17 protein-coding genes are annotated in these 18777 nt (G+C 71.2%); 5 read left to right on the top strand and 12 right to left on the bottom strand.

The window, feature by feature from the left end:
- Positions 1 to 82: 82 nt before the first annotated feature.
- The 6 genes from EV380_RS11205 to EV380_RS11180 all read right to left on the bottom strand — a co-directional run bounded on the left by EV380_RS11205 (position 83) and on the right by EV380_RS11180 (position 7970).
- A complete protein-coding gene (locus EV380_RS11205) occupies positions 83 to 1957 on the bottom strand; it encodes an ABC transporter permease subunit (protein ID WP_242607592.1) in 1875 nt (624 codons plus the stop codon).
- Positions 1941 to 3470, bottom strand: coding sequence for an ABC transporter substrate-binding protein (locus tag EV380_RS11200; protein ID WP_130451204.1), 1530 nt, complete (start codon positions 3468 to 3470; stop codon positions 1941 to 1943). The genes EV380_RS11205 and EV380_RS11200 overlap by 17 nt, the downstream gene beginning before the upstream one ends.
- The gene (locus tag EV380_RS11195; protein WP_130451203.1) at positions 3467 to 4801 is read right to left on the bottom strand and encodes an MFS transporter; all 1335 of its coding nucleotides are present in this window, start codon (positions 4799 to 4801) and stop codon (positions 3467 to 3469) included. Before EV380_RS11195 ends, EV380_RS11200 begins: the two co-directional genes overlap by 4 nt.
- Positions 4798 to 5484, bottom strand: coding sequence for an ATP-binding cassette domain-containing protein (locus EV380_RS11190; RefSeq protein ID WP_130451202.1), 687 nt, complete (start codon positions 5482 to 5484; stop codon positions 4798 to 4800). The genes EV380_RS11195 and EV380_RS11190 overlap by 4 nt, the downstream gene beginning before the upstream one ends.
- The gene (locus EV380_RS11185; protein ID WP_130451201.1) at positions 5481 to 6257 is read right to left on the bottom strand and encodes an ATP-binding cassette domain-containing protein; all 777 of its coding nucleotides are present in this window, start codon (positions 6255 to 6257) and stop codon (positions 5481 to 5483) included. Before EV380_RS11185 ends, EV380_RS11190 begins: the two co-directional genes overlap by 4 nt.
- Before the next feature lie 210 nt (positions 6258 to 6467).
- Positions 6468 to 7970, bottom strand: a complete 1503-nt coding sequence (locus EV380_RS11180; protein WP_130451200.1) for a CHRD domain-containing protein — start codon at positions 7968 to 7970, stop codon at positions 6468 to 6470.
- Between the two features lie 710 nt (positions 7971 to 8680).
- Here EV380_RS11180 and EV380_RS11175 point away from each other — a divergent pair.
- From EV380_RS11175 to EV380_RS11165, 3 genes are all read left to right on the top strand, one after another.
- Positions 8681 to 9991, top strand: a complete 1311-nt coding sequence (locus EV380_RS11175) for an MFS transporter (protein ID WP_130452207.1) — start codon at positions 8681 to 8683, stop codon at positions 9989 to 9991.
- Positions 9992 to 10039: 48 nt separating this feature from the next.
- Positions 10040 to 11071, top strand: a complete 1032-nt coding sequence (locus EV380_RS11170) for a restriction endonuclease (protein ID WP_130451199.1) — start codon at positions 10040 to 10042, stop codon at positions 11069 to 11071.
- Between the two features lie 219 nt (positions 11072 to 11290).
- The gene (locus tag EV380_RS11165; RefSeq protein WP_130451198.1) at positions 11291 to 11863 is read left to right on the top strand and encodes a hypothetical protein; all 573 of its coding nucleotides are present in this window, start codon (positions 11291 to 11293) and stop codon (positions 11861 to 11863) included.
- Between the two features lie 12 nt (positions 11864 to 11875).
- On the opposite strand, the gene EV380_RS11160 is transcribed toward EV380_RS11165, so the two are convergent.
- Genes EV380_RS11160 through EV380_RS11150 form a run of 3 tightly spaced genes read right to left on the bottom strand, consistent with a single transcriptional unit; the run spans position 11876 to position 14552 of the window.
- Positions 11876 to 12868 (bottom strand): D-alanine--D-alanine ligase family protein, encoded by a 993-nt coding sequence (locus tag EV380_RS11160; RefSeq protein WP_130451197.1) that lies wholly within the window; start codon positions 12866 to 12868, stop codon positions 11876 to 11878.
- Positions 12865 to 13968, bottom strand: a complete 1104-nt coding sequence (gene alr / locus EV380_RS11155; RefSeq protein WP_242607591.1) for an alanine racemase — start codon at positions 13966 to 13968, stop codon at positions 12865 to 12867. The genes EV380_RS11160 and alr overlap by 4 nt, the downstream gene beginning before the upstream one ends.
- Complete coding sequence (locus tag EV380_RS11150; protein ID WP_130451196.1) at positions 13965 to 14552, bottom strand: M15 family metallopeptidase; 588 nt, start codon at positions 14550 to 14552, stop codon at positions 13965 to 13967. Before EV380_RS11150 ends, alr begins: the two co-directional genes overlap by 4 nt.
- A gap of 86 nt (positions 14553 to 14638) precedes the next feature.
- On the opposite strand from EV380_RS11150, the gene EV380_RS11145 reads away from it, so the two are divergent.
- Positions 14639 to 15328, top strand: a complete 690-nt coding sequence (locus EV380_RS11145; protein WP_130451195.1) for a response regulator transcription factor — start codon at positions 14639 to 14641, stop codon at positions 15326 to 15328.
- The gene (locus tag EV380_RS11140; protein ID WP_278030555.1) at positions 15321 to 16436 is read left to right on the top strand and encodes a sensor histidine kinase; all 1116 of its coding nucleotides are present in this window, start codon (positions 15321 to 15323) and stop codon (positions 16434 to 16436) included. Before EV380_RS11145 ends, EV380_RS11140 begins: the two co-directional genes overlap by 8 nt.
- Before the next feature lie 44 nt (positions 16437 to 16480).
- Here EV380_RS11140 and EV380_RS11135 read toward each other — a convergent pair whose 3' ends face one another.
- The 3 genes from EV380_RS11135 to EV380_RS11125 form a co-directional block, all read right to left on the bottom strand.
- Positions 16481 to 16924, bottom strand: a complete 444-nt coding sequence (locus EV380_RS11135) for a 6,7-dimethyl-8-ribityllumazine synthase (RefSeq protein ID WP_130451194.1) — start codon at positions 16922 to 16924, stop codon at positions 16481 to 16483.
- 85 nt (positions 16925 to 17009) lie between these two features.
- Entirely contained in the window at positions 17010 to 18164 is a 1155-nt protein-coding gene (locus EV380_RS11130) for an FAD-dependent oxidoreductase (protein ID WP_207219406.1), read from the bottom strand.
- Positions 18165 to 18215: 51 nt separating this feature from the next.
- Entirely contained in the window at positions 18216 to 18728 is a 513-nt protein-coding gene (locus tag EV380_RS11125) for a hypothetical protein (RefSeq protein ID WP_130451193.1), read from the bottom strand.
- Between the last annotated feature and the right edge of the window lie 49 nt (positions 18729 to 18777).

The raw sequence follows: 18777 nt of genomic DNA, 5'->3' as shown, positions 1-18777 counted from the left end.
AGCTCTCAGCGACCGAAACCGGATAAATCAGCCGCTATCGAACTCGACGCTTGACAGCAAACAACGGTCGGGGCCGGTACATCTAGTGCCCGGAAGCGGAAGAACCAGCCGGCGCCGCCGAATTCCTCGTTGCTCTGGTGCCGGTCGCACCCTCGGCCGGCGCGGCTTCACCTGAGGTGGGCGGACCGCCGTCGTTCGGCCTCGTTGGCCCGCCGTGTTGTGACGGGCGCGGGAGCGTGATCCGCGAGCCCTGCAGCGACGCCGCAGCCACCGCGATGACCGAGATCAGGATGAGAGAAGCGGCCGGGGCCGCCGTCGTCCATGGCGCGCGTTCGACGTAGTCGATGCCCTCCGCGAGCAGCCGCCCCCATTCCGGAGCCGGCGGCTGCGCGCCGAGGCCCAGGAAGCCCAGCGAGGCGAGCGCCAGGGCCACGCCCGGCAGGCGCAGCATCCCGTGCCGCGCGAGCGCCGGCGCCACGACCGGCACGACGTGCCGGGCCATGACCTCGAACGGGCGCACGCCCGCCAGCGGCAGCCACTTCACGTGCGGCATCGCCTTCGCCTCCTCGACGAGCGCCACCGCGTGCGAGGCCAGCGGCGGCCAGCTCACCCAGAGCACGGCCGCGGCCGCGCCGCCCATCGTCGGGCCGGCCAGCGCCGCGATCACCACACCCGCGATGATCGGCGGGGTCGCGTTGGCGACCTCGATCGGTCCGCGCACCGCGTTCGGGATGAACGCCAGCACCAGGCCGATCGCGATCGCCGCGAGCACGATCCCCAGCGCCGGCACCAGCGTGCCGAGCGCCCCGTGCGCCACGCGGGCCAGCAGGTCCCGGCCGCTCGCGTCCGCGCCGAACGGCAGCTCCCACGAGGGCGCGGCCAGGCGCGCGTGCGCGACCTCGAACGGGTCCCGCGGCAGCCCGGCCACCAGCAGCAACACCAGCAGTGCGCACCCGATCCCGAACGTCCACTGCGCCATCCGGTCTCCGTGCGGCCGCTCCGGCGGCGGCGACACCGCGCCCGCCGGCAGTGGCCCGCCCAGCAGCCACAGCCGCGTGGCCGAGGCGAACACGCCGATGACGAGGGCGGCCGCCGCCATCGCGAGCACGCCGGCCTGCAGCGCCGGCAGGTCCTGCGCGTTGGCCCCGCCCAGCAGGTAGCGGCCGAGCCCCGGGATCGCGAAGATCTGCTCCACGGCGACCGCGCCGCCGAGTACGCCGATGACGATGAGCCCCAGCTGGTCCACCACGGAGGCCGCGGCCCGGCGCAGCACCGCCGGGAGGATGACCCGCCGGCGCGCCCCGGCCAGGCGCCAGACCTGCACCCACGCCTCGCGGGAGGAGCCGGCCAGCGCGTCGCCGAGCAGGCGCCCGAAGAGGCCGCCGCCGGGGATGCCCAGAGCCAGGGCCGGCAGGATCGCGGTGTCCAGGCCGGTCCAGCCGTAGGGCGGCAGCCAGCGCAGCTGCACCGCCACGATCACCAGGAACCCGCTGGCCAGCAGGAACTCCGGCAGAGCGGTTAGCGCGACGCCGAGCGGGCCCGAGCCGCGCACCGGGCGGTCGCGGGCGATCGCGATCAGCACGGGCGCGACCAGGGCCGCGGCGACAAGCGCCGTGACAAGCATCGCGAACAGCGTCAGCGTCGCGGAGACGCCCACCGCCTGCGAGACGCCCGGGGCGATCGGCCCGCCGGAGACCCACGAGACGCCCAGGTCCCCGCGCAGCACGTCGGCCCACCAGCGGGCGCTGATGGCGATCGGGCCGCCGTCGAGCCCGAGCTCCGCGCGGATGGAGGCGAGCGCCTCCGGCGTGGGCTCGAGCTCCGCGTAGCGGGCCCGCAGCACCGAGTGCGCCGGGTCCCGCTGCGAGAGCCACGGCAGCGCCCCGACGACGGTGAGCAGCGCCAGCCCCGCGAGAACTCGCGAGGCCAACGCGATGCGGCTAGCCCTGTGGATCAACGCGCGTCTCCGCGGTCACCAGAAGGCGCTCGCGCGGGTCGCGCGCGGCGTCCTGCACACCCGCGACTTCACCCTGGATGACGCGCTCGTGCAGCAGCGGGATCGCCGCGTCGGTCGCGAGGATCTGCGCCTCCGCGGTCATGATGGCCTCGCGGCGCTCGTCGCCGGCGTCGATGCGGGCGGCGGCCTTGATGGCCGCATCCGCGTCCTCGGAGCAGAGCTGGGCGAGGTTGAAGCCGCCCGAGCACGTGAAGTCGGCGGCGAAGTAGGCCACGGGGTCACCGGAGTCCAGCACGGTCGCGCGGGAGAGGATGAACGCGTCGAACGCCCCGTCCAGGGCGTCGGACTCGATGAACTGGTACTCGCGCACATCCTGCTCGACGACGAACCCGACTGCCTCCAGCTGCTGCTCGATGAGCACGGCGACCTCCGGCAGCTCGGCGCGGTCGGTGAAGGTGCCGAGCGTGATCTTCACGCCGTCGACCTCGGCCGGCTCGGCGCGCTGGCCCAGGATCTCCTGGTAGTCGGCGTCCTGGCGCGCGTCCACGCTCCACGGCAGGGCCGGGCCGAGCAGGCCGGCGGCCTCGTCGGCGCGATCCTCGTAGGCGGAGGCGATGATCGCGGCGCGGTCGATCGCCTCGCGGGCCGCTGCCCGCACCGCCGGGTCCTCGAACGGTCCGGACTCCGAGTTGAGGTAGAGGGTGTTGGTGCGCGGCATCGGCACCTCGGTGATGAGCTCCTCGTCGATCGAGGCGGCCTGGCCAGCCGGCACGGCCTCCACGATGTCCGCGGTGCCCGTGCGCAGGGCAGCCGCGCGGGCCGTCCCGTCCGGAACGAAGTCGACGTCGATGCCCGCGGCCGCCGCGGCCTCGCCCCAGTAGCCGTCGAAGCGCTCGAGCGTCGCGCCCGAGGTCCCGTCGACCGCCGTGAGCTCGAACGGGCCCGTGCCGGTGCCGACCGGGTCCACCGTGTCGCCCTCGTAGGCGGCCTCGGAGAGGATCGAGAGTTGCGGGCTCGAGAGGCGGTTGGGCAGCAGCGGGTCCGTGTCTGCCGTCGTCAACACCACCTGGTCGCCGTCGACGTCGACCTGCAGGTCGACGCCGTCGAGGATGCGCGGCACGGGGCTCGCCTCGACCGCGGCGCGCAGCGAGTTCGCGGCGGCCTCGGCGGTCAGCTCGCTGCCGTCGTGAAAGGAGACGCCCTCGCGGATGGAGAAGCGCCACGTCAGATCGTCCGTCTGCTCCCACTCGGTCGCGAGGCCGGGCAGCGGGTCGCCGGCCTCGTCGAGCACCACGAGGGTCTCGGCGGTGCTCCAACGCGAGAGTTTGAACGCGTCGTCGCTCAGCGGGCTCAGGCCCGAGCGCGGTGGCTGCAGCATGGCGAGCGACACGCGCGCGTCGGCCTCGTCCCCGCCGGAAGACTCGGCGGAGCTCGCGGAGAAGCAGCCGGAGAGGGCCAGGGTGAGCGAGAGGGCGCCGGCGGCGAGGGCACCCGTGCGGAGGCGGTGGGTCATGAGGTTCGTTCCTTTTCCAGGGTGGAGCCGGCGGTGGCCGGCGGGCAGTTCGAGTGGTGGATCAGTTCGTGGGCCGGGCGCAGGGCGTACCAGGCGACCGGCAGCATCGCGGCCGGGAGCGCGGCGGCCAGCGGCCATGCGGCCAGGGTGCCGGACGCGCCGGCGACCGCGCCGGTGGCGGTGGTGGTCAAGAAGGCGACGATCCCGCCGGCGGTCGGCAGGAACGCCAGGCGCGTGGCCCGCCAGCGGCTGGAGCCGCCGGCGATGAGCGATTGCGCGTTCGGCGTGCCGAGCATCAAGGACACGCCCACGAGCACGGCGACGGCGCAGAACATCCCGGGTAGCGCGGCCGGCGGCAGGAACAGCTGACCGGCGAACGCGGTCGCGCACGCCGCCGCGGAGACGTAGAGCGCGAGCATGACGGCGGTGCACCGGCCGAGCCGCTCGGCGAGCCGGGAGAGCGGCCACTGCAGTGCGAGCGTCGCCGCCGACAGGGCCGCGGCCACCGCGCCCATTCGCCCGGCGTCGATCCCGTGCTCGGCGAGGGCCAGCGGCACTGTGGAGAAGAGCTGCGTGTAGACGGCCAGCAGGGCCGAGCAGGCGATCGCCAGCGGCACCACGCGCACGGGGTCCACGGGGGCCGGAGCCGCGGGGGTCGTGTCCACGGGTGCCGGGTCCGCGGCTGCGGGGCCACCGGGCGCGACGGCTACGGGGCCGCCCGTGCGCTCGGACGGAACCCGGGGGCCGACGACGTCGCCGCGCGGGACGAGCCGGTGCACCGCGGCCGCCGCGCCGAGGAAGACCGCCGCCGAGATCGCGGCGAGGACGGCCGAGTGATCGGGCATGAAGCGTGCGGCGCCGAGGGAGGCGATGATGCCGCCGGTCTCGCCGGCGAGGGCGAGCGCCGCGAACGGGGCTGGGCCGCGGCTGGTGGCGGTGCCGCGCAGGGAGCGCCGCTCGGCGTCGATGCGCCCCACCAGGGCGTCGATGGCGGGGGAGAACAGCGCGCCGGCGAGGCCTACGAGCACGACGCCGGCGACGAATGCGGGCGCGTCCGGTGCCCACGCGATGACCCCGAAGGCGAGCGCGCGCAGCAGGCATCCGGCGACGAGGAGCAGGCGCGGTCCGAAGCGGTCGGTCAGGTAACCGCCGGCGACGAACAGGCCCTGCTGGGCGATGACCCGGGCGCCGACGAGCGCCCCGACCGCGGCCGCGTCCAGGCCGAAGCGGGACTGGCCGATCGCGGCGAAGAACGGCACCACCGAGGAGAAGCCGAGCATGAAGACCAGCTGCAGCACCAGGACGGGCCGCAGCGAGGGGGCGGCGCTCACCGGGTCTGCTCCACAGTTCCGTCGCGGACGGTGAGGATGCGGTCGCAGCGTGCGGCCAGAGCGTCGTCGTGCGTGACCAGCAGCAGGGCCCCGCCCGTGCGGGACGGCAGGGCGAGGAGGGCGTCGGCGAGGCTGGCGGAGGTGGCGGAGTCGAGGGCGCTCGTGGGTTCGTCGGCGACGATCACGTCCGGCCCGACGGCGACCGCGCGGGCGATGGCGGCGCGCTGGGCCTGGCCGCCGGAGAGCTGGCGCGGGGTGCGCTCGAGCAGTGCCGGGTCCAGGCTGGCGGTCTCAGCGGCGGCGAGGATGCGGGCCGCGTGGTCGCCGTCGACTCGGAGTTTGGTCAGAGCGCGTTCGATCGAGGCCCGCACCGGGGTGCGCGGCGGCAGCGAGGCGCCGGCGTCCTGCGGAATCCCCTGGACCAGACGGCGGTGGTCCTGATCCGGGGTGCGGCCGGCGCCGCAGAAGCGCTGGCCGTGCACCATGACGTGGCCCGTGCTGGCGGTGCGCAGGCCGAGGACGATCTCGGCGAGGGTCGATTTGCCGGCTCCCGAGCGGCCGATCACGGCCACGGACTCGCCCGCCAGCAGCGTGAAGTCGGTGGGGTGAAGCGCGGTGACGGGGCGCCGTCGCGTGCCGTAGGAGGCACCGATGCCACACGCCTGCAGGACTGCGGCGCTCATGCCGCGGCCTCGTGTGCCGCGGGAACGGTCGGTGCGGGTGCGCCCGCCGCCGGCGCCGCGGGCGCGGCGAGGGTGCCGGCGTCGACCGTCACCCGGCCGGACTCGACGCGGATCAGCGCGGCGTCCAGGGCGGGCCGGACGAGCGGATCGTGGGTGGCGACGACGAGGGCGCTGCCGGTCGTGTCGGAGAGGGCGCGCAGCATGGCCAGGGTCTCGTCGCGGGAGGCGTTGTCGAGGGCGCTCGTCGGCTCGTCGGCGATGACGAGCGCGGGGGAGCCGAGGAACGCGAGTGAGATCGCCGCGCGCTGCAGCTGGCCCCCGGAGAGCTCTGCCGGGCGCCGGCCGGCCAGTGCGCCCGCGTCCAGCCCGACGGCGGCGAGCACCTCGGCGACGCGCGCCGGCGTCGTGCCCGTGACGGAGCGCAGCTGGCGGCCGATCGGCAGCAGCGGGTGCAGGGCCTCGGCCCCGCGCTGCGGAACGAATCCGATGCGCAGGTCGGGGGCGGCGGTCCGCGTGCCGGCCAGGGTGACGGCGCCGGGCAGGCGGCCCGTGAGCGCGGAGAGCAGCATGGACTTGCCGGCACCGGAGGGGCCCATGACCACGGTGCGCGAGCCCGGCGCGATGGCCAGGGCCGGGACCGCGAGCAGGCGATCGCCCGAGCGGCGGGTCGTGACCACGGCGTCGTCGAGGGTGATCAGCGCCGAGATTGGCGCGGAGGAGACCGTCATGGGGCGGGAGTCCTTGCTGAGGCGGAAGACCGATGGGAGGCGCATCGAACTTGATGCGAATGATTCTGATTAAATCAGATCGTCCGGCCTGCCGGGAAATTCTGCGACGGCACGTGGTCGCGCCACGTCCGGTCCCCGCCGGACTCGCCGCCCACCGCCGACAGACAGAGCAAGGGATGGACGCCGGGTGATCCCGGCCTCCATCCCTTGCTTTTGTCAGGTCAACTGCCGTCGAAGGCGACGGCGGAGTCGAACCTAGCCGCAGCTACACGGGTTGACGGTGCCGCTGATCTCGGCCGTGGAAGAGCCCGAGGTGTGCACGTCGACCGTGAAGTCGCCGTTGTTCAGCGCAGCGACCTGCTCCGAGGTCAGCTTGAAGCTCCCGGCTGCGCCGCCGCTCGTCCCGCCCGTGGCGGCCAGCTCGAAGCTGGCGTCGCCGCTGTGCAGCTCGGCGCCTGTCGCGTCCGAGGCCAGACCGGCGTACAGGCAGCTGACCGTGAACGTGTCGCCGTTCAGCGTGCCCTTGCACTGGCCCATGCCGTCAGTGCCGGCCGCTCCGGAGAGGAGTGCCGAGAACTCGGTCGTGCCTTCGGCCGGCGGGGTCGTCGGCGTTCCCGGCGACGGGAGGACCGGCAGGAGGCCCAGCAGGCCACCGGCATCGTCGCCGCCGACAGGCAGGCCGTCGATCAGGCCGCCGCCGTCTTCGCCGGCGCCGGGCAGGCCGTCCAGCAGGCCACCGGTGCCGTCGCCGCCGATGATCGGCAGGGTCTCGATCAGGCCGCCGTCTTCGCCGCCGCCGACGGGCAGGCCGTCGAGGAGGCCGCCACCATCGCCGCCGCCGATGATGGGCAGGCCGCCGAGGAGGCCACCGCCGCCTTCACCGCCGTCGGGCAGTTCATCGCCGGGCAGCTCGGGGAGCTCGACGCCGGGCAGCTCGGGCAGTTCGCCGCCGGGCAGGCCGCCGACGAGTCCGCCGTCCTCGCCGCCGACAATGCCGAACACCGACTCGATGGTCTTGATGTTGTCCGTGATCTGGAGGACCTCCAGGATTCCCGTCGGGTTGCCGCTGGAGACATCCTCCAGAGCCGTCTCCCAGAGCAGGCGCCACGTGTCGAGGTGGTCGCCGGCGAAGCCCGTGTACTCCTCCATGTTGGTCAGCGCCTCGGGCGTGACCCGGTCCAAGATCGCGGAGGCGTCAGTCGTCTGCCACAGGTAGTCGGGACTTGTGAGCATCTCCGGCGACGGCAGGCCCGGCATGATCAGGTCCGAGGTGTCGGCGAGGTCCTCGACCGACGGGACGTTCAGGGTCGTCAGGTCGTTGCTGTCGAGCGGGATGCCGATTCCGCCGCACGACGTGAGCAGGGTGACGTAGTCGGTGCCGTGGCCCTTGACGTGCGAGGGGTTGAAAATCGGGATCCAACCGAGGGGGCCGCCGTAGATGTCGACGACGGGCATTTCCGAGTTGCCGATGGCCCCGCTGGCCAGCGAAAGGACGAGGTTCTCGTACTCGGGGTCCGTGTGGTACTCGTTGACGTGGGCGAAGCTGCCGAGCAGCGGGATGCCGTCTTCGTTGGCCCACATGTGCTCCAGGAAGAACGTGCAGGCGTCGCCGCCTTCGTGCCCGCCGTGTTCACCGTCATGCTCTTCGGCGGCGTAGCCGGCCGGCGCAGCAGCGATTCCTCCACCGAGGACGAGCGCCGAGGTAGCCGCCGCGGCCACCAGCCATTTCCGGCCGAACCGTGCGAATTTGTTAGACATCTTTGCTGGCCTTTCATCTGATATTGCCGGACCGACGAAAACGATCCTGATGTCCCCCAACGCAGTGCACACGCTACTGAAATGACATGCCGGGCTCAAGGGTGATTCTGCGGAACTTTAAACGAACTACCCAGTAACTTGACGGAACCTCGACGTTGAATCTTTAAGTGCTATCGAACGCGAAAAGTGCGACGGCGCATTGCGGTTCTGAGTTGGGCGGTTGCTTCTTCAGCCGGTCCGACAGTGCGATTCATGTCGGCTTATCGCGGGGAGATTCTCGGCTGCGCTGTCGCCGCGGCCCGAGCTGATCGGGGTGGGTGCGTGCCGTGAAAATTAGTTGATGATTTAACCAGGGGCTGAGTTTCATTGTTCGCCGCGGCGGGAGCAAGCGTTTTCAATGCAGCCGTTCCGCGTCGTCACCTGAACTCCTGCGGGAGAACGTGCCGGTCGGTGTTACCGAGTTTGTCAACATAGTCATGCGCCGTCTTGTCACAACAACGTGGGGTGGCCCGTTCGCGTCGCATTAACGACTTGTGACCGTCCGCGTCCACTACGCCCCGACAACGACACGGCAGACCCGCCGACCGGAGCGACCGAGCGAGGGGCGGGCGCCGTTGTCGTACTGTGACCGGCTCGATAGACCGTCCCGGGCGACGGGCGTAGTGTCTTTGCAGGTGAGCACCCTTACCCCTGCCGCGCCGGGATGGCGCATGTGGCTGATCTGGACCGTCGGTGTCGCCGCCTACGTCCTGGCGATCGTGAACCGGACCTCCCTGTCCGCCGTCGGCGTGGACGCCGCCCAGAGGTTCGACGCCGACGCCTCCATGCTCTCGATGCTCGCCGTGCTGCAGCTCGTCGTCTACGCGTCCATGCAGATCCCCGTCGGGCTCATGCTGGACCGCTACGGCGCGCGGCCCATGATGACGATCGGCATGATCCTCATGGCGGTGGGGCAGCTCGCGATCGCGTTCGCGCCGACCGTTGGGATCGCCGTCGTGGCACGCATGCTCCTCGGCGCCGGCGATGCGGCCGTCTTCCCCTCCGTGCTGCGGCTGATCGCCACGTGGTTCCCCGCCCAGCGTGCGCCCGTCATGAACCAGGTGACCGGCATCGTCGGGCAGATGGGGCAGATCGTCGCACTCATCCCGCTCGCGCACCTCGTGCACTCGACGTCGTGGACGATCGCCTTCGGCTCGGTCGCCGGGCTGGCCGTCCTGTTCGCCGTGCTGATCTTCGCGCTCATCCGCAACCACCCACCCGGTTACAAGGGAGACGTGTCCGTCAATACGGACACCGGCGCGATTGAGATCGTCAAGAGCTCCGTCGACACGAGCGTCGGCATCCGCGCCGCGTGGGCCCACCCGGGCACGCGCCTGGCCTTCTGGACGCACTTCACGACGCCGTTCGCCGGCACCGCGTTCGTCATCCTGTGGGGCGTGCCGTTCCTGACGGTCGGCCAGGGCTTGACGATGGGCCAGGCGTCCGCCGTGGCCAGCACGCTGGTGGTCGTCGGCGTCGTGTTCGGTCCCATGCTCGGGGCGTTGTCCGCGAAGGTGCCGAACCTGCGCTCGAGGCTGCTGGTATTGCCGACCGTAGCGATCCAGCTGGCCGCGTGGCTCGTGGTGATCCTCTGGCCGGGGCGGGCCCCGCTGTGGATGCTGTTCGTGTTGGCGGTCGCGCTCGCCGTGGGCGGGCCGGCGTCGATGATCGCGTTCGACCACGCCCGCACGCACAACCCGAGCCACCGGCTCAGCACCGCCACGGGCATCACCAACGTGGGCGGATTCCTCGCGGCGCTGCTGGCGTTGTTCTTCATCGGCGTCGCCATGGACCTGCAGGGTGCGAGCCGGCCGGAGGACTACACGCTGGACGCGTTCAAGATCGCGTTCCTGACGCAGGTGCCGCTGTGGCTGCTGGGCGCGGTCTTCATCGCGATCGAGCGCAAGCGCACCCGGCGGCACATCGGGCTCGACAAGCCGCGGAAGAAGCGGAAAGGCGGGCGCGAGGGAGCCGAGTCGTAGACTGACCGGGAACTTCCGGGCGATGGCGGGTTGGACGAGGGGCATCTCATGACGGCATGGGCGGTTAGAGCGGGCAAACACGGCGAACGCGAACAGTGGTGCCTCCAGGAGGGATATGCCGGCGGTGGCTGGGACGAGGTCAAGGATCTGAGCCTCGTCGATAGCCGCGATGGTGTCAGAGCCCTGGTCGAAGAGGCCTATCCTCACGATGCCGCCGGCCGCACGGCGAATTATGCGGCGCAGCTCTGGGGGCTTCGTTGCATCCGAGAAGGGGATCTTGTTGTTCTCCCGCTCAAGACGACCTCGCAAGTCGCGATCGGGATATGCGCTGGCGAATACGAGTACAAACCGGATGCCCCGTTGAAGCACGTGGTCCGGGTCAACTGGCAGCGCGACGATGTTCCCCGTTCGGCGATCAAAGACGACCTGCTCTACACCCTCGGTGCCTTCCTGACAGTCTTCCGCGCTACCAGGAATCAGGCTGAGGCACGCCTCCGGGTCGTCATGTCGGGTGGAACGGATCCAGGGTCCTACGGTCTGAGTGATCCCGCGCCGGTGGCCGTGCCCGCAGCGGACGACGAGCTCGAGAGCTTCGTGGTGCCGACGCTGGAGACCATCCGGGATCGCGTGCAGAGCTTCGTCTCGGAGAACTTCAAAGGCCATGCGCTCACCGAACTCGTTGCCGAGATCCTCCGCGTCAGGGGGTTCGTCTGTGATGTCTCACCTCCGGGAGCGGACCAAGGTGTCGACATTCTCGCCGGTTCCGGCGCACTCGGTCTCGACTCGCCGACCCTCATCGTCGAGGTCAAATCCGAGGATTCCCAAGTCAAAGCGCCGATCGTCCGCGGTCTTCAGGGGGCCATGCTCCAGAACCGTTCCGATCAGGGCCTCCTGGTCGCGTGGGGAGGGATCACTAGAGAAGCGGAACGTGAAATCCGGACCGATCGCCTGACGATGCGCGTCTGGAGTGCCAAGGAACTGCTGGATCAGCTCTTCGAAACCTATGCGCAACTGCCTGAGGACATGCGCCGAAGGATACCGCTCAAGCAGGCCTGGGTACTTGACGACGAACCAGGCTAGAGCCAGGGCGCGGCTATCGGCATAGCGGTGCAGCCAGCTGTGTCCTTCCATGGCGTCGACTCGATATTCGAGTCCTAGTCCGGGATCGGCGCAGCCCCGCAGACGTGCTGTTCCGTCCGCCGGGCGAGGCGTAGCGCGCCCGGATGCGGGCGGCGTCTGATTGGATAGTGGGGACGCTGTTGCCGCCGAGGCCGGCGGATCGAGGCACGAGGAGTAGACATGGAATTCGAAGGGGCCCTGGCCGGGCCGTCCAGGCGCGACGTCGCCGGCATGAAAGCCGCGTTCGGCGCGATCGAGGCGGGGGTGCCGGCCACCGCGCTCATCCGCGATGAACGCCACGGCTCCTACCTGCTCAGCGGAGTCCCGCACTTCACGGCGCTCGACGACGTCGTCATCGGCGGCGTGATTGTCGCCGGCAAGGCTGCCGGTGAGCGCCGCGACGACGAGGACGTGGCCATCCGCAAACCTGAGCGCGACGTCCGCCAGTTCCCGGCCGAGCCCGTCGCCGAGATGAGCGGCGACGCCGTGGACGCCGTCGACGTCGAGCACGGCGACCTCGTCGTCGCGGCGTTCGAGCAGCACCCCTACGGCCGTTTCGTCATCGCCGGCGTCGCGACGGCCGCCTCCTACGACGAGCCGTTCGTGACGGTCGGCCCCTGGATCCTGCACTCCGCCGGGGAAGTGGGCGAGCGCTGCCTCGAGGTCACACGGATCTCCGCGAACGGCGAGCACACGCTCAAGGTCCCCGCGCGCCACCAGCTCGTGCTCGACGACGGGCAGACCGCCGCCTGAGGCGCCGTCCTATCAGCCGCGGTCCGGCGAAAAGACCGTGCCGGGTGCCGCGGGTACCGTCGCGGCGGCCACGAGGCGCGTGACGAGGTCCTCGTAGCCCACGCCGGCGGCCGCGAACATCCGGGGCACCTGGGACTCGGCGGTCATGCCCGGCATCGTATTGATCTCATTGAGAACCGGACCGTTCTGTGTGAGGAAGAAATCCAGCCGGGCTACTCCGGCGCAGCCGAGCGCGTCGAAGAGGGCCAGCGCCGCCCGCGTCAGCGCGCCGCAGTCCGTCTCGGTCAGGTCGGCCGGGACGACGAACCGCGCGGATCCGTCGTACTTCGTGGCGGTATCGAACAGGCCCTGCGCATGGATCTCGAGCGGCGGCGGCGCCCACCTTCGCCCGTCGGCCTCGCGCAGGACGGCGACGTCGATCTCGCGCCCCACGACGACGTCCTCGACGAGGATCCGGTCGTCGTAGCGCCTCGCCTCGGCCAGCGCCGCCCGGAATTGGGCCGCGTCCTCGGCCAGCCCCACGCCGTAACTGGATCCGGCCGACGCCGGCTTGACGACGACCGGGCGTTCGAAGTCGACGTCCTCCACCGCCTCGGCAGTGATGAGCCGGCCCGGCGCCGTGCGGATGCCCAGCGCCTGCGCCGCCGCCTTCGTCGCCCACTTGTCCATCCCGATCGCTCCGGCCCGTAGCCCGGATCCAACCACGGGCTTGTGGAGCAGTGCGCACAGGGCCGCCAGAGTGCCGTCCTCGCCGCCCACGCCGTGGATGGCTGGAAAGACGACGTCGGCCCCTTCGATGAGTGGCAGCGCCGCCGCGAGAGAATCGGACGGCGTAGCGCCGAGCGGAGCCGCATCCTGTGACCAGCGGCCGTCGCGGCCGATCGTGACGGAGGTGACGGTGAATCCGCTGGCGCTCAGGGCGTGCTCGACGGCGGCGGCCGTTCCCAGGGAGACCTCGTGTTCGGCGGTGCTGCCTCCACCGATCACTACTACGTGGCGACTCATGCGATGCTCCTTCTGACGCGGGCTCCGATGCCCGTGACGATTGTGTGGGCGATGGACCCGGACCAGCGGGCCCAATCGTGAATGGTGGGGGCAGTAGTGCCACCGGGGCCGAAGACCGTGGCGGTGGTGCCGCGAGCGTATCGTCGGGGGCCGGTGTCGACGACGATCTGATCCATGGAGACCCGGCCGACGATGCGGTGAGTGAGGCCCTCGATCTCCACAAACGCGTCCCGGGAGATCTCCCGGGGGATCCCGTCCGCGTAGCCGAGCGGCAGGACGCTCAGATGCGTCTCCGCGGTGGTCACGTGCGAGCCGTCGTAGCCGATCGCCGTGCCGACCGCGACAGCGCGGCTGTGCACCACGGGGGCCGTCAGTCTGGAAGCGCCGGTCAACGCGGTCCGCCCTGAGGGATCGATGCCCACCAGTCCGGCACCCACGCGCACCATGTCGAGGTGCGTGGCCGGATCCGTGAGAGTTCCCGACGTCGCTGCGAGATGCGCGAGCAGCGGGCCGAACCCCGCGCGGACGACGGCGGCTCTTGCCCGGCGCATGCGCTCGACGGCCGGCGCGTTGGCGGCGGGATCACCGCGGTCGGCGGAGGGGAGATGGCCCATGAGACCGCGAACCTCGATCCTGCCGTCCACGTGTGCGGCGCGCGCCCGCGCGATCAGCGTTTCCCACTCGCGTTCCGGGCAGCCCTCCCGAGCCATGCCGGCGTCGACATGCAGGTGCACGCGAACGGCAGCGGGGGCGCGCTGCAGCAGCAGGGTCTCGAGCTCGTCGACGGAGCCCACGGCCACATCGATCGCGTGCGCCGCGGACGCCTCGGCGTCGATACCAGAGGGGTTGAGCCAGGTCAGGATCGGGGTCCGCAGGCCGGCGGCCCGGATCGCGACGGCGTCGCCCACGTCCGTGGTGCCGAGCCACGAGGCGCCGGCGGCGACGGCGGCCCGGGCCACGGGCGCGGCCCCGTGGCCGTACGCGTCCGCCTTGACGACAGCCATGAGTCGGGCGCGGGTCCGGCTCCGCGCACGAACGACGTTCGCCGCGATCGGGTCCGGGAGGGTCTGCAAGGTGGGCGGGGTCAGCGCGGCGGTCACGACTGCATCCTCGGGTCGTGGGTGGGATCCGGGTACATCTGCGGGCAGCCGGTGCGCACGGCCTCGGGGACGAGCTCGTAGTGCCACGACTCGTTGGCGTAGATCTGGCAGAGGCCGTAGGCGGCGCCGCGCTGGGCCAACCAGTCCGTGGCCGCCATCGGTCCCAGGTCGATGGCATCGCCGGCGACGTGGGCGGAGGTGGTCTCCGTGGCCACCCAGCGGGCGGCCTCGGCCTCCGAGCCGTAGTCCGCCACGGCCTCCCGGAGCAGGCGGTTCTGATAGGCCGCCGAGCGCCAGCCGCTGTTCACCGTGAATTCGACGCCGTCGCGGGCGGCGTCCTCGGCCGCCCGGCGGATCGCTGCGAGCAACTCCGGGTCGAGTTTCGACACCGCCGGATAGCGGTCGTCGAAGACGCTGACGCCAGGCGGCACGACGCCGTCGTCCTTTGCGGGCGCGGGGGCGGGGGCGGCCGGCGATGAGAGCAGGTGGATCGCCAAGAAGACGCTCAGAGACACGGCGACGGTCAGGATCAGCAGCCGGCGGTTCGGCCCGACGGTGATCTGTTCGGGTGCACGGTTTGTCATGGAGCCAGTCAAGGCGGGGTCGTGTTGCCGGGGCGTATGCAGTTTTAGATACGCGGACGATATACCCCCGCCCGTAGTATCGGAGCATGCGAGTGCTGATCGTCGAGGACGAACCCCAGCTGGCGGAGGCCGTGCGTGACGGCCTGCGGCTGGAGGCGATCGCGGCAGACATCGCAGGTGACGGCGCGACGGCGCTCGAGCTGCTGGGTGTCAACACCTACGACATCGCCGTGTTGGACCGGGACATCCCGGGGCCGAACGGGGACGAGATCGCCCGGCGCATCGTCGCCTCGGGCAGCGGGATGCCGATCCTCATGCTCACCGCGGCCGACCGCCTGGACGACAAGGCGTCCGGATTCGAGCTCGGCGCGGACGACTACCTGACCAAGCCGTTCGAGTTCAAGGAGCTGGTCCTCCGGCTCCGTGCCCTGGACCGCCGCCGGTCGCATCACCGGCCGCCCGTCCGCGAACTTGCCGGGCTGCGAGTCGACCCGTTCCGGCGCGAGGTCTACCGCGAGGGCCGGTACGTGGCGCTGACCCGCAAACAGTTCGCGGTGCTCGAGGTCCTCGTGGCCGCCGAGGGCGGGGTGGTCAGCGCCGAGGCCCTCCTGGAGCAGGCGTGGGACGAGAACGCCGACCCCTTCACCAACGCCGTGCGGATCACCGTCTCGGCGCTGCGCAAGCGGCTCGGCGAGCCGGGCCTCATCGCCACGGTGCCCGGCGTCGGCTACCGCATCGAGGCGGCCGGTGTCGGCGACGGGGCGCGCCATGCCTAGCCGGCCGCAGATTCGCCGGGCGCCGGGCGTCAGCGTCCGCCTCAAACTCACGTTCAGCTATGCCGGGTTCCTGATGCTCTCCGGAGCGCTGCTCCTGGGCGTGGTCTGGGTGTTCCTGCTGCGCTACGTGCCCGACGGCGCGATCCCGGTGCTCGGAGGGTTCGTGCCCAATCGCTCCGATCTTTGGCGGGCCTTCGCGCCGGCGGCGGCCTTTGCCATGCTCTTCCTCCTCGGTATCAGCTTGTTGGGTGGTTGGATCCTTGCCGGCCGGATGCTGCGGCCCCTGAATCGGATCACGGGCGCGGCCCGTAAGGCTGCTCTGGGGTCGCTCTCACACCGGATCGCTCTCGAAGGGAGGCGGGACGAGTTCCGTGACCTGGCGGACGCCTTCGATACGATGCTGGCCCGAGTGGAGGCCCACGTTGAAGAGCAGCAGCGATTCGCCGCGAACGCCTCGCACGAGTTGCGCACCCCGCTGACGATTTCACAGACGCTCCTCGAGGTGGCTCGCAACGATCCTGAGCGGGACATCGACGCCGTGCTGGAGCGCCTCCATTCCGTCAACGCGCGGGCCATCGACCTCACCGAGGCACTGCTCCTGCTCAGCCGGGCCGACCAGGGAATCCTGGCGCGCGAGGCGGTTGACCTGTCCCTGCTGGCGGAGGAAGCGACTGAGACGCTGCTGCCGCTGGCCGAGAAGCGCGGCATCGACGTCCGCGTCACCGGCGACGTCGCCCGCACGGTCGGATCACGCGCCCTGCTGATGCAGATGGTGACGAACCTGCTCCACAACGCCCTCGTGCACAATCTGCCGAGCCGCGGAGTCGTCACGGTCAGGACCGCGGCGGGACCCGACGCCGTCGTCCTGATCGTGGAGAACACCGGGGAGCGGCTCTCCGCGGAGCTGGTATCCACGCTCACCGAACCGTTCAGGCGAGGTGCCGAGCGTGTGCGCAGCCATGACTCGGGCGTCGGGCTGGGCCTGGCGATCGTCGAGCGCATCGTCCGGGCGCACGGCGGGCAGTTGCGCCTTGAGCCGCGGGAGTCCGGCGGACTGCGGGTCAGCGTGGAACTTGGCGCCTGCGCCGAGGCCCACGCGCCCCGCTAACCGGTCGACGGTGCGGGCGGCGGCAGGGCGCCGTCGTCGTGCGTTCAGCCCTTCGGGGCGAGTGCGGCGATGCCGCGCACGGCGCGGGCCGCCTCGGCGCCCTTCTTGACGAAGTGCTCGAAGTAGAACGTCTGGTGTTCCTCGGTGGGCTGGAAGTGGTGCGGGGTCAGGCTCACGGAGAAGGTCGGCACGTCGGTGTCGAGCTGGACGCGCATGAGACCGTCGACGACGGCCTGCGCGACGAAGTCGTGGCGGTAGATGCCGCCGTCGACGACGAGGGCCGCGGCGACGATCGCGTCGTACTTCCCGGTGGCGGCGAGGCGCATGGCCTGCAGCGGCATCTCGAAGGCGCCGGGCACGTCGACGACGTCGAGCGCGCAGGCGGCGCCGGAGGCCTCCATGTCCTCGGTGAACCCGGTCAGGGCCTGGGAGACGATGTCCCCGTGCCATCCGGCCTTGATGAAGGCCACGTTCAACTGCTCGCTCATGATGATCCTCGCTCCGGTGCGTGTGGGCAGGCCGTCCGCCTTGGCGAACATCCTAGGTCTCCGGCGCGGCCGGCGCGAACAGCAGTCATCGCGACGGGCGGAACCGCGCCGGAACGTCCCGTTCGCCGGTGGCCAGGCCGGCCGCGAGCGTGCCGAGCAGTGGGGCGAACTTGCCGCCGTGACCCGAGCACGCCGAGACCACGGTGATGCTCTCATGCGTGTCGATCACGAAGTCCTCGTCCGGGGTGTTCGTGAACAGGCACGTGGTCTCCGCGTAGGGCTCGGGCACGAGCCCCGGCAGGAACGTGCCCACGTAGTCGACGATCCGCTGCCGATGCTCCGAGGTGATCCTGCCGTCCTGCCGCGAGGCGTCGCCGATGACGGGGCCCCCGTTGAATTCGGCGACCTTCTGGCCGCGGTAGCCGGCGTCACGCCCGCCGGGCAGCGTGTAGACGATCATCCCCTCGATCATGTGGATGCTCGTCGGCCACGGCTCCGCCGGCTCCTCGCGGTAGGGGAAGTGGAACGCGGACTCCTGTCGCACCTCGAACGCCGGCAGCGCCCGGGTGAACGACGTCGGCAGCCCCAGCCCGCCCAGCAGCCGCGGCAGCCAGCCGCCCGCGGCGACGACGACGTGGCGCACCGACAGTGCGCGCCCGTCGGCCGCGGTGATCAGGTACCCGGCTCCCCGCCGGGTCACGGACGCGACCTCCCAGCCGGTCAGCAGCGTCGCGGAGTGTTCGACGGCGGCGCGCACCATCGCGTGCACGGTCGACTGAGCGTCGAGCACGCCCGCGCGGGGGTGCCAGAGTGCCTCGGTACCGAAGGCGAACCGGTCGCCGAACCGGGATGCGGCCTCCTCGGGTGAGAAGAGTGTGTGCTCGACCCCGGTCTCGGTGAAGACTTCGGCGAGCCGGGTGGTGTCGTGCCCCTCGCCGGCGTCGACGCAGCCGGTGCGCGTGATCAAGGGTGAGCCGTGGGCGGTCTCGAGCTCGGCCCAGCCGGTCTCCGCCTCGGCGAGGAGGCGGGCGTACAGGGGGTCCGCGTAGCCGTAGCGCAGGATCCGGGCGGACCCGTGCGACGAGCCGGCGGCGCTGGCCGGTTCGTCGCGGTCGAGCAGCGCAACGGAGTGGCCAGCCTGGGCGAGTCGCCAGGCGGTCGACGCGCCGGCGATCCCGGCCCCGATGACCGCGAAGTCGATCGCGTCGGAGGTGTTCGTGGTGCCGTGTCCGTTCTTCACGCGAACATCATTCCACGGGGTCCCGGCGTGCTGTGGCGGGATGACGTCGTTCTACGGATCGGACGTGACGGGCGAGTCGTTGATCTCCAGCTCCACCGAGCCGAACGGGACGAAATACGCGAAGTCGTCGCCGGGGGCCCAGTCGTTGACGCGGACGAGCATGAACGAGGCCATGCTGATCACGAGGGACGCGATGGCGAGGGTGGGGACGATCATCCCGGCCCACCGGATGAGGTGCACGGCCGTGGCCTCGTTGGGGGAGTTCTGGATGGCGCGGCTGAGCAGGACGATCGCGGTGAGCGCCATCATCAGGTAGACCCAGCCGCTCGGCCCCAGAGTGAGCGTCAGGCAGCTCGGTGTCGTTTCGATGACGTTCCCGGATGAGTCGATGTACTCGCCGTCCGCGTTGACGCCTCCGACGCACGCGATCTTGGTGGCGCGGGTGAACAGCCCGTAGATGAGCCCCGCGGCCACCGAGGCGACGAGCAGCCGCATGATGCGGTCCAGGATCTGCCCGCCGGGCAGGACAGTCGAGTGCTTCGACGGGCGGTTCTTCAGCTTCACGGGGTCCCCTCCGGTTGATGAACCCAGTGTGCCAGAAACCGGCATGGCC

The sequence above is a fragment of the Zhihengliuella halotolerans genome (genome assembly GCF_004217565.1).
Taxonomy (GTDB): Bacteria; Actinomycetota; Actinomycetes; order Actinomycetales; family Micrococcaceae; genus Zhihengliuella; species Zhihengliuella halotolerans.
This window is presented reverse-complemented; position numbering and strand designations above follow the sequence as displayed.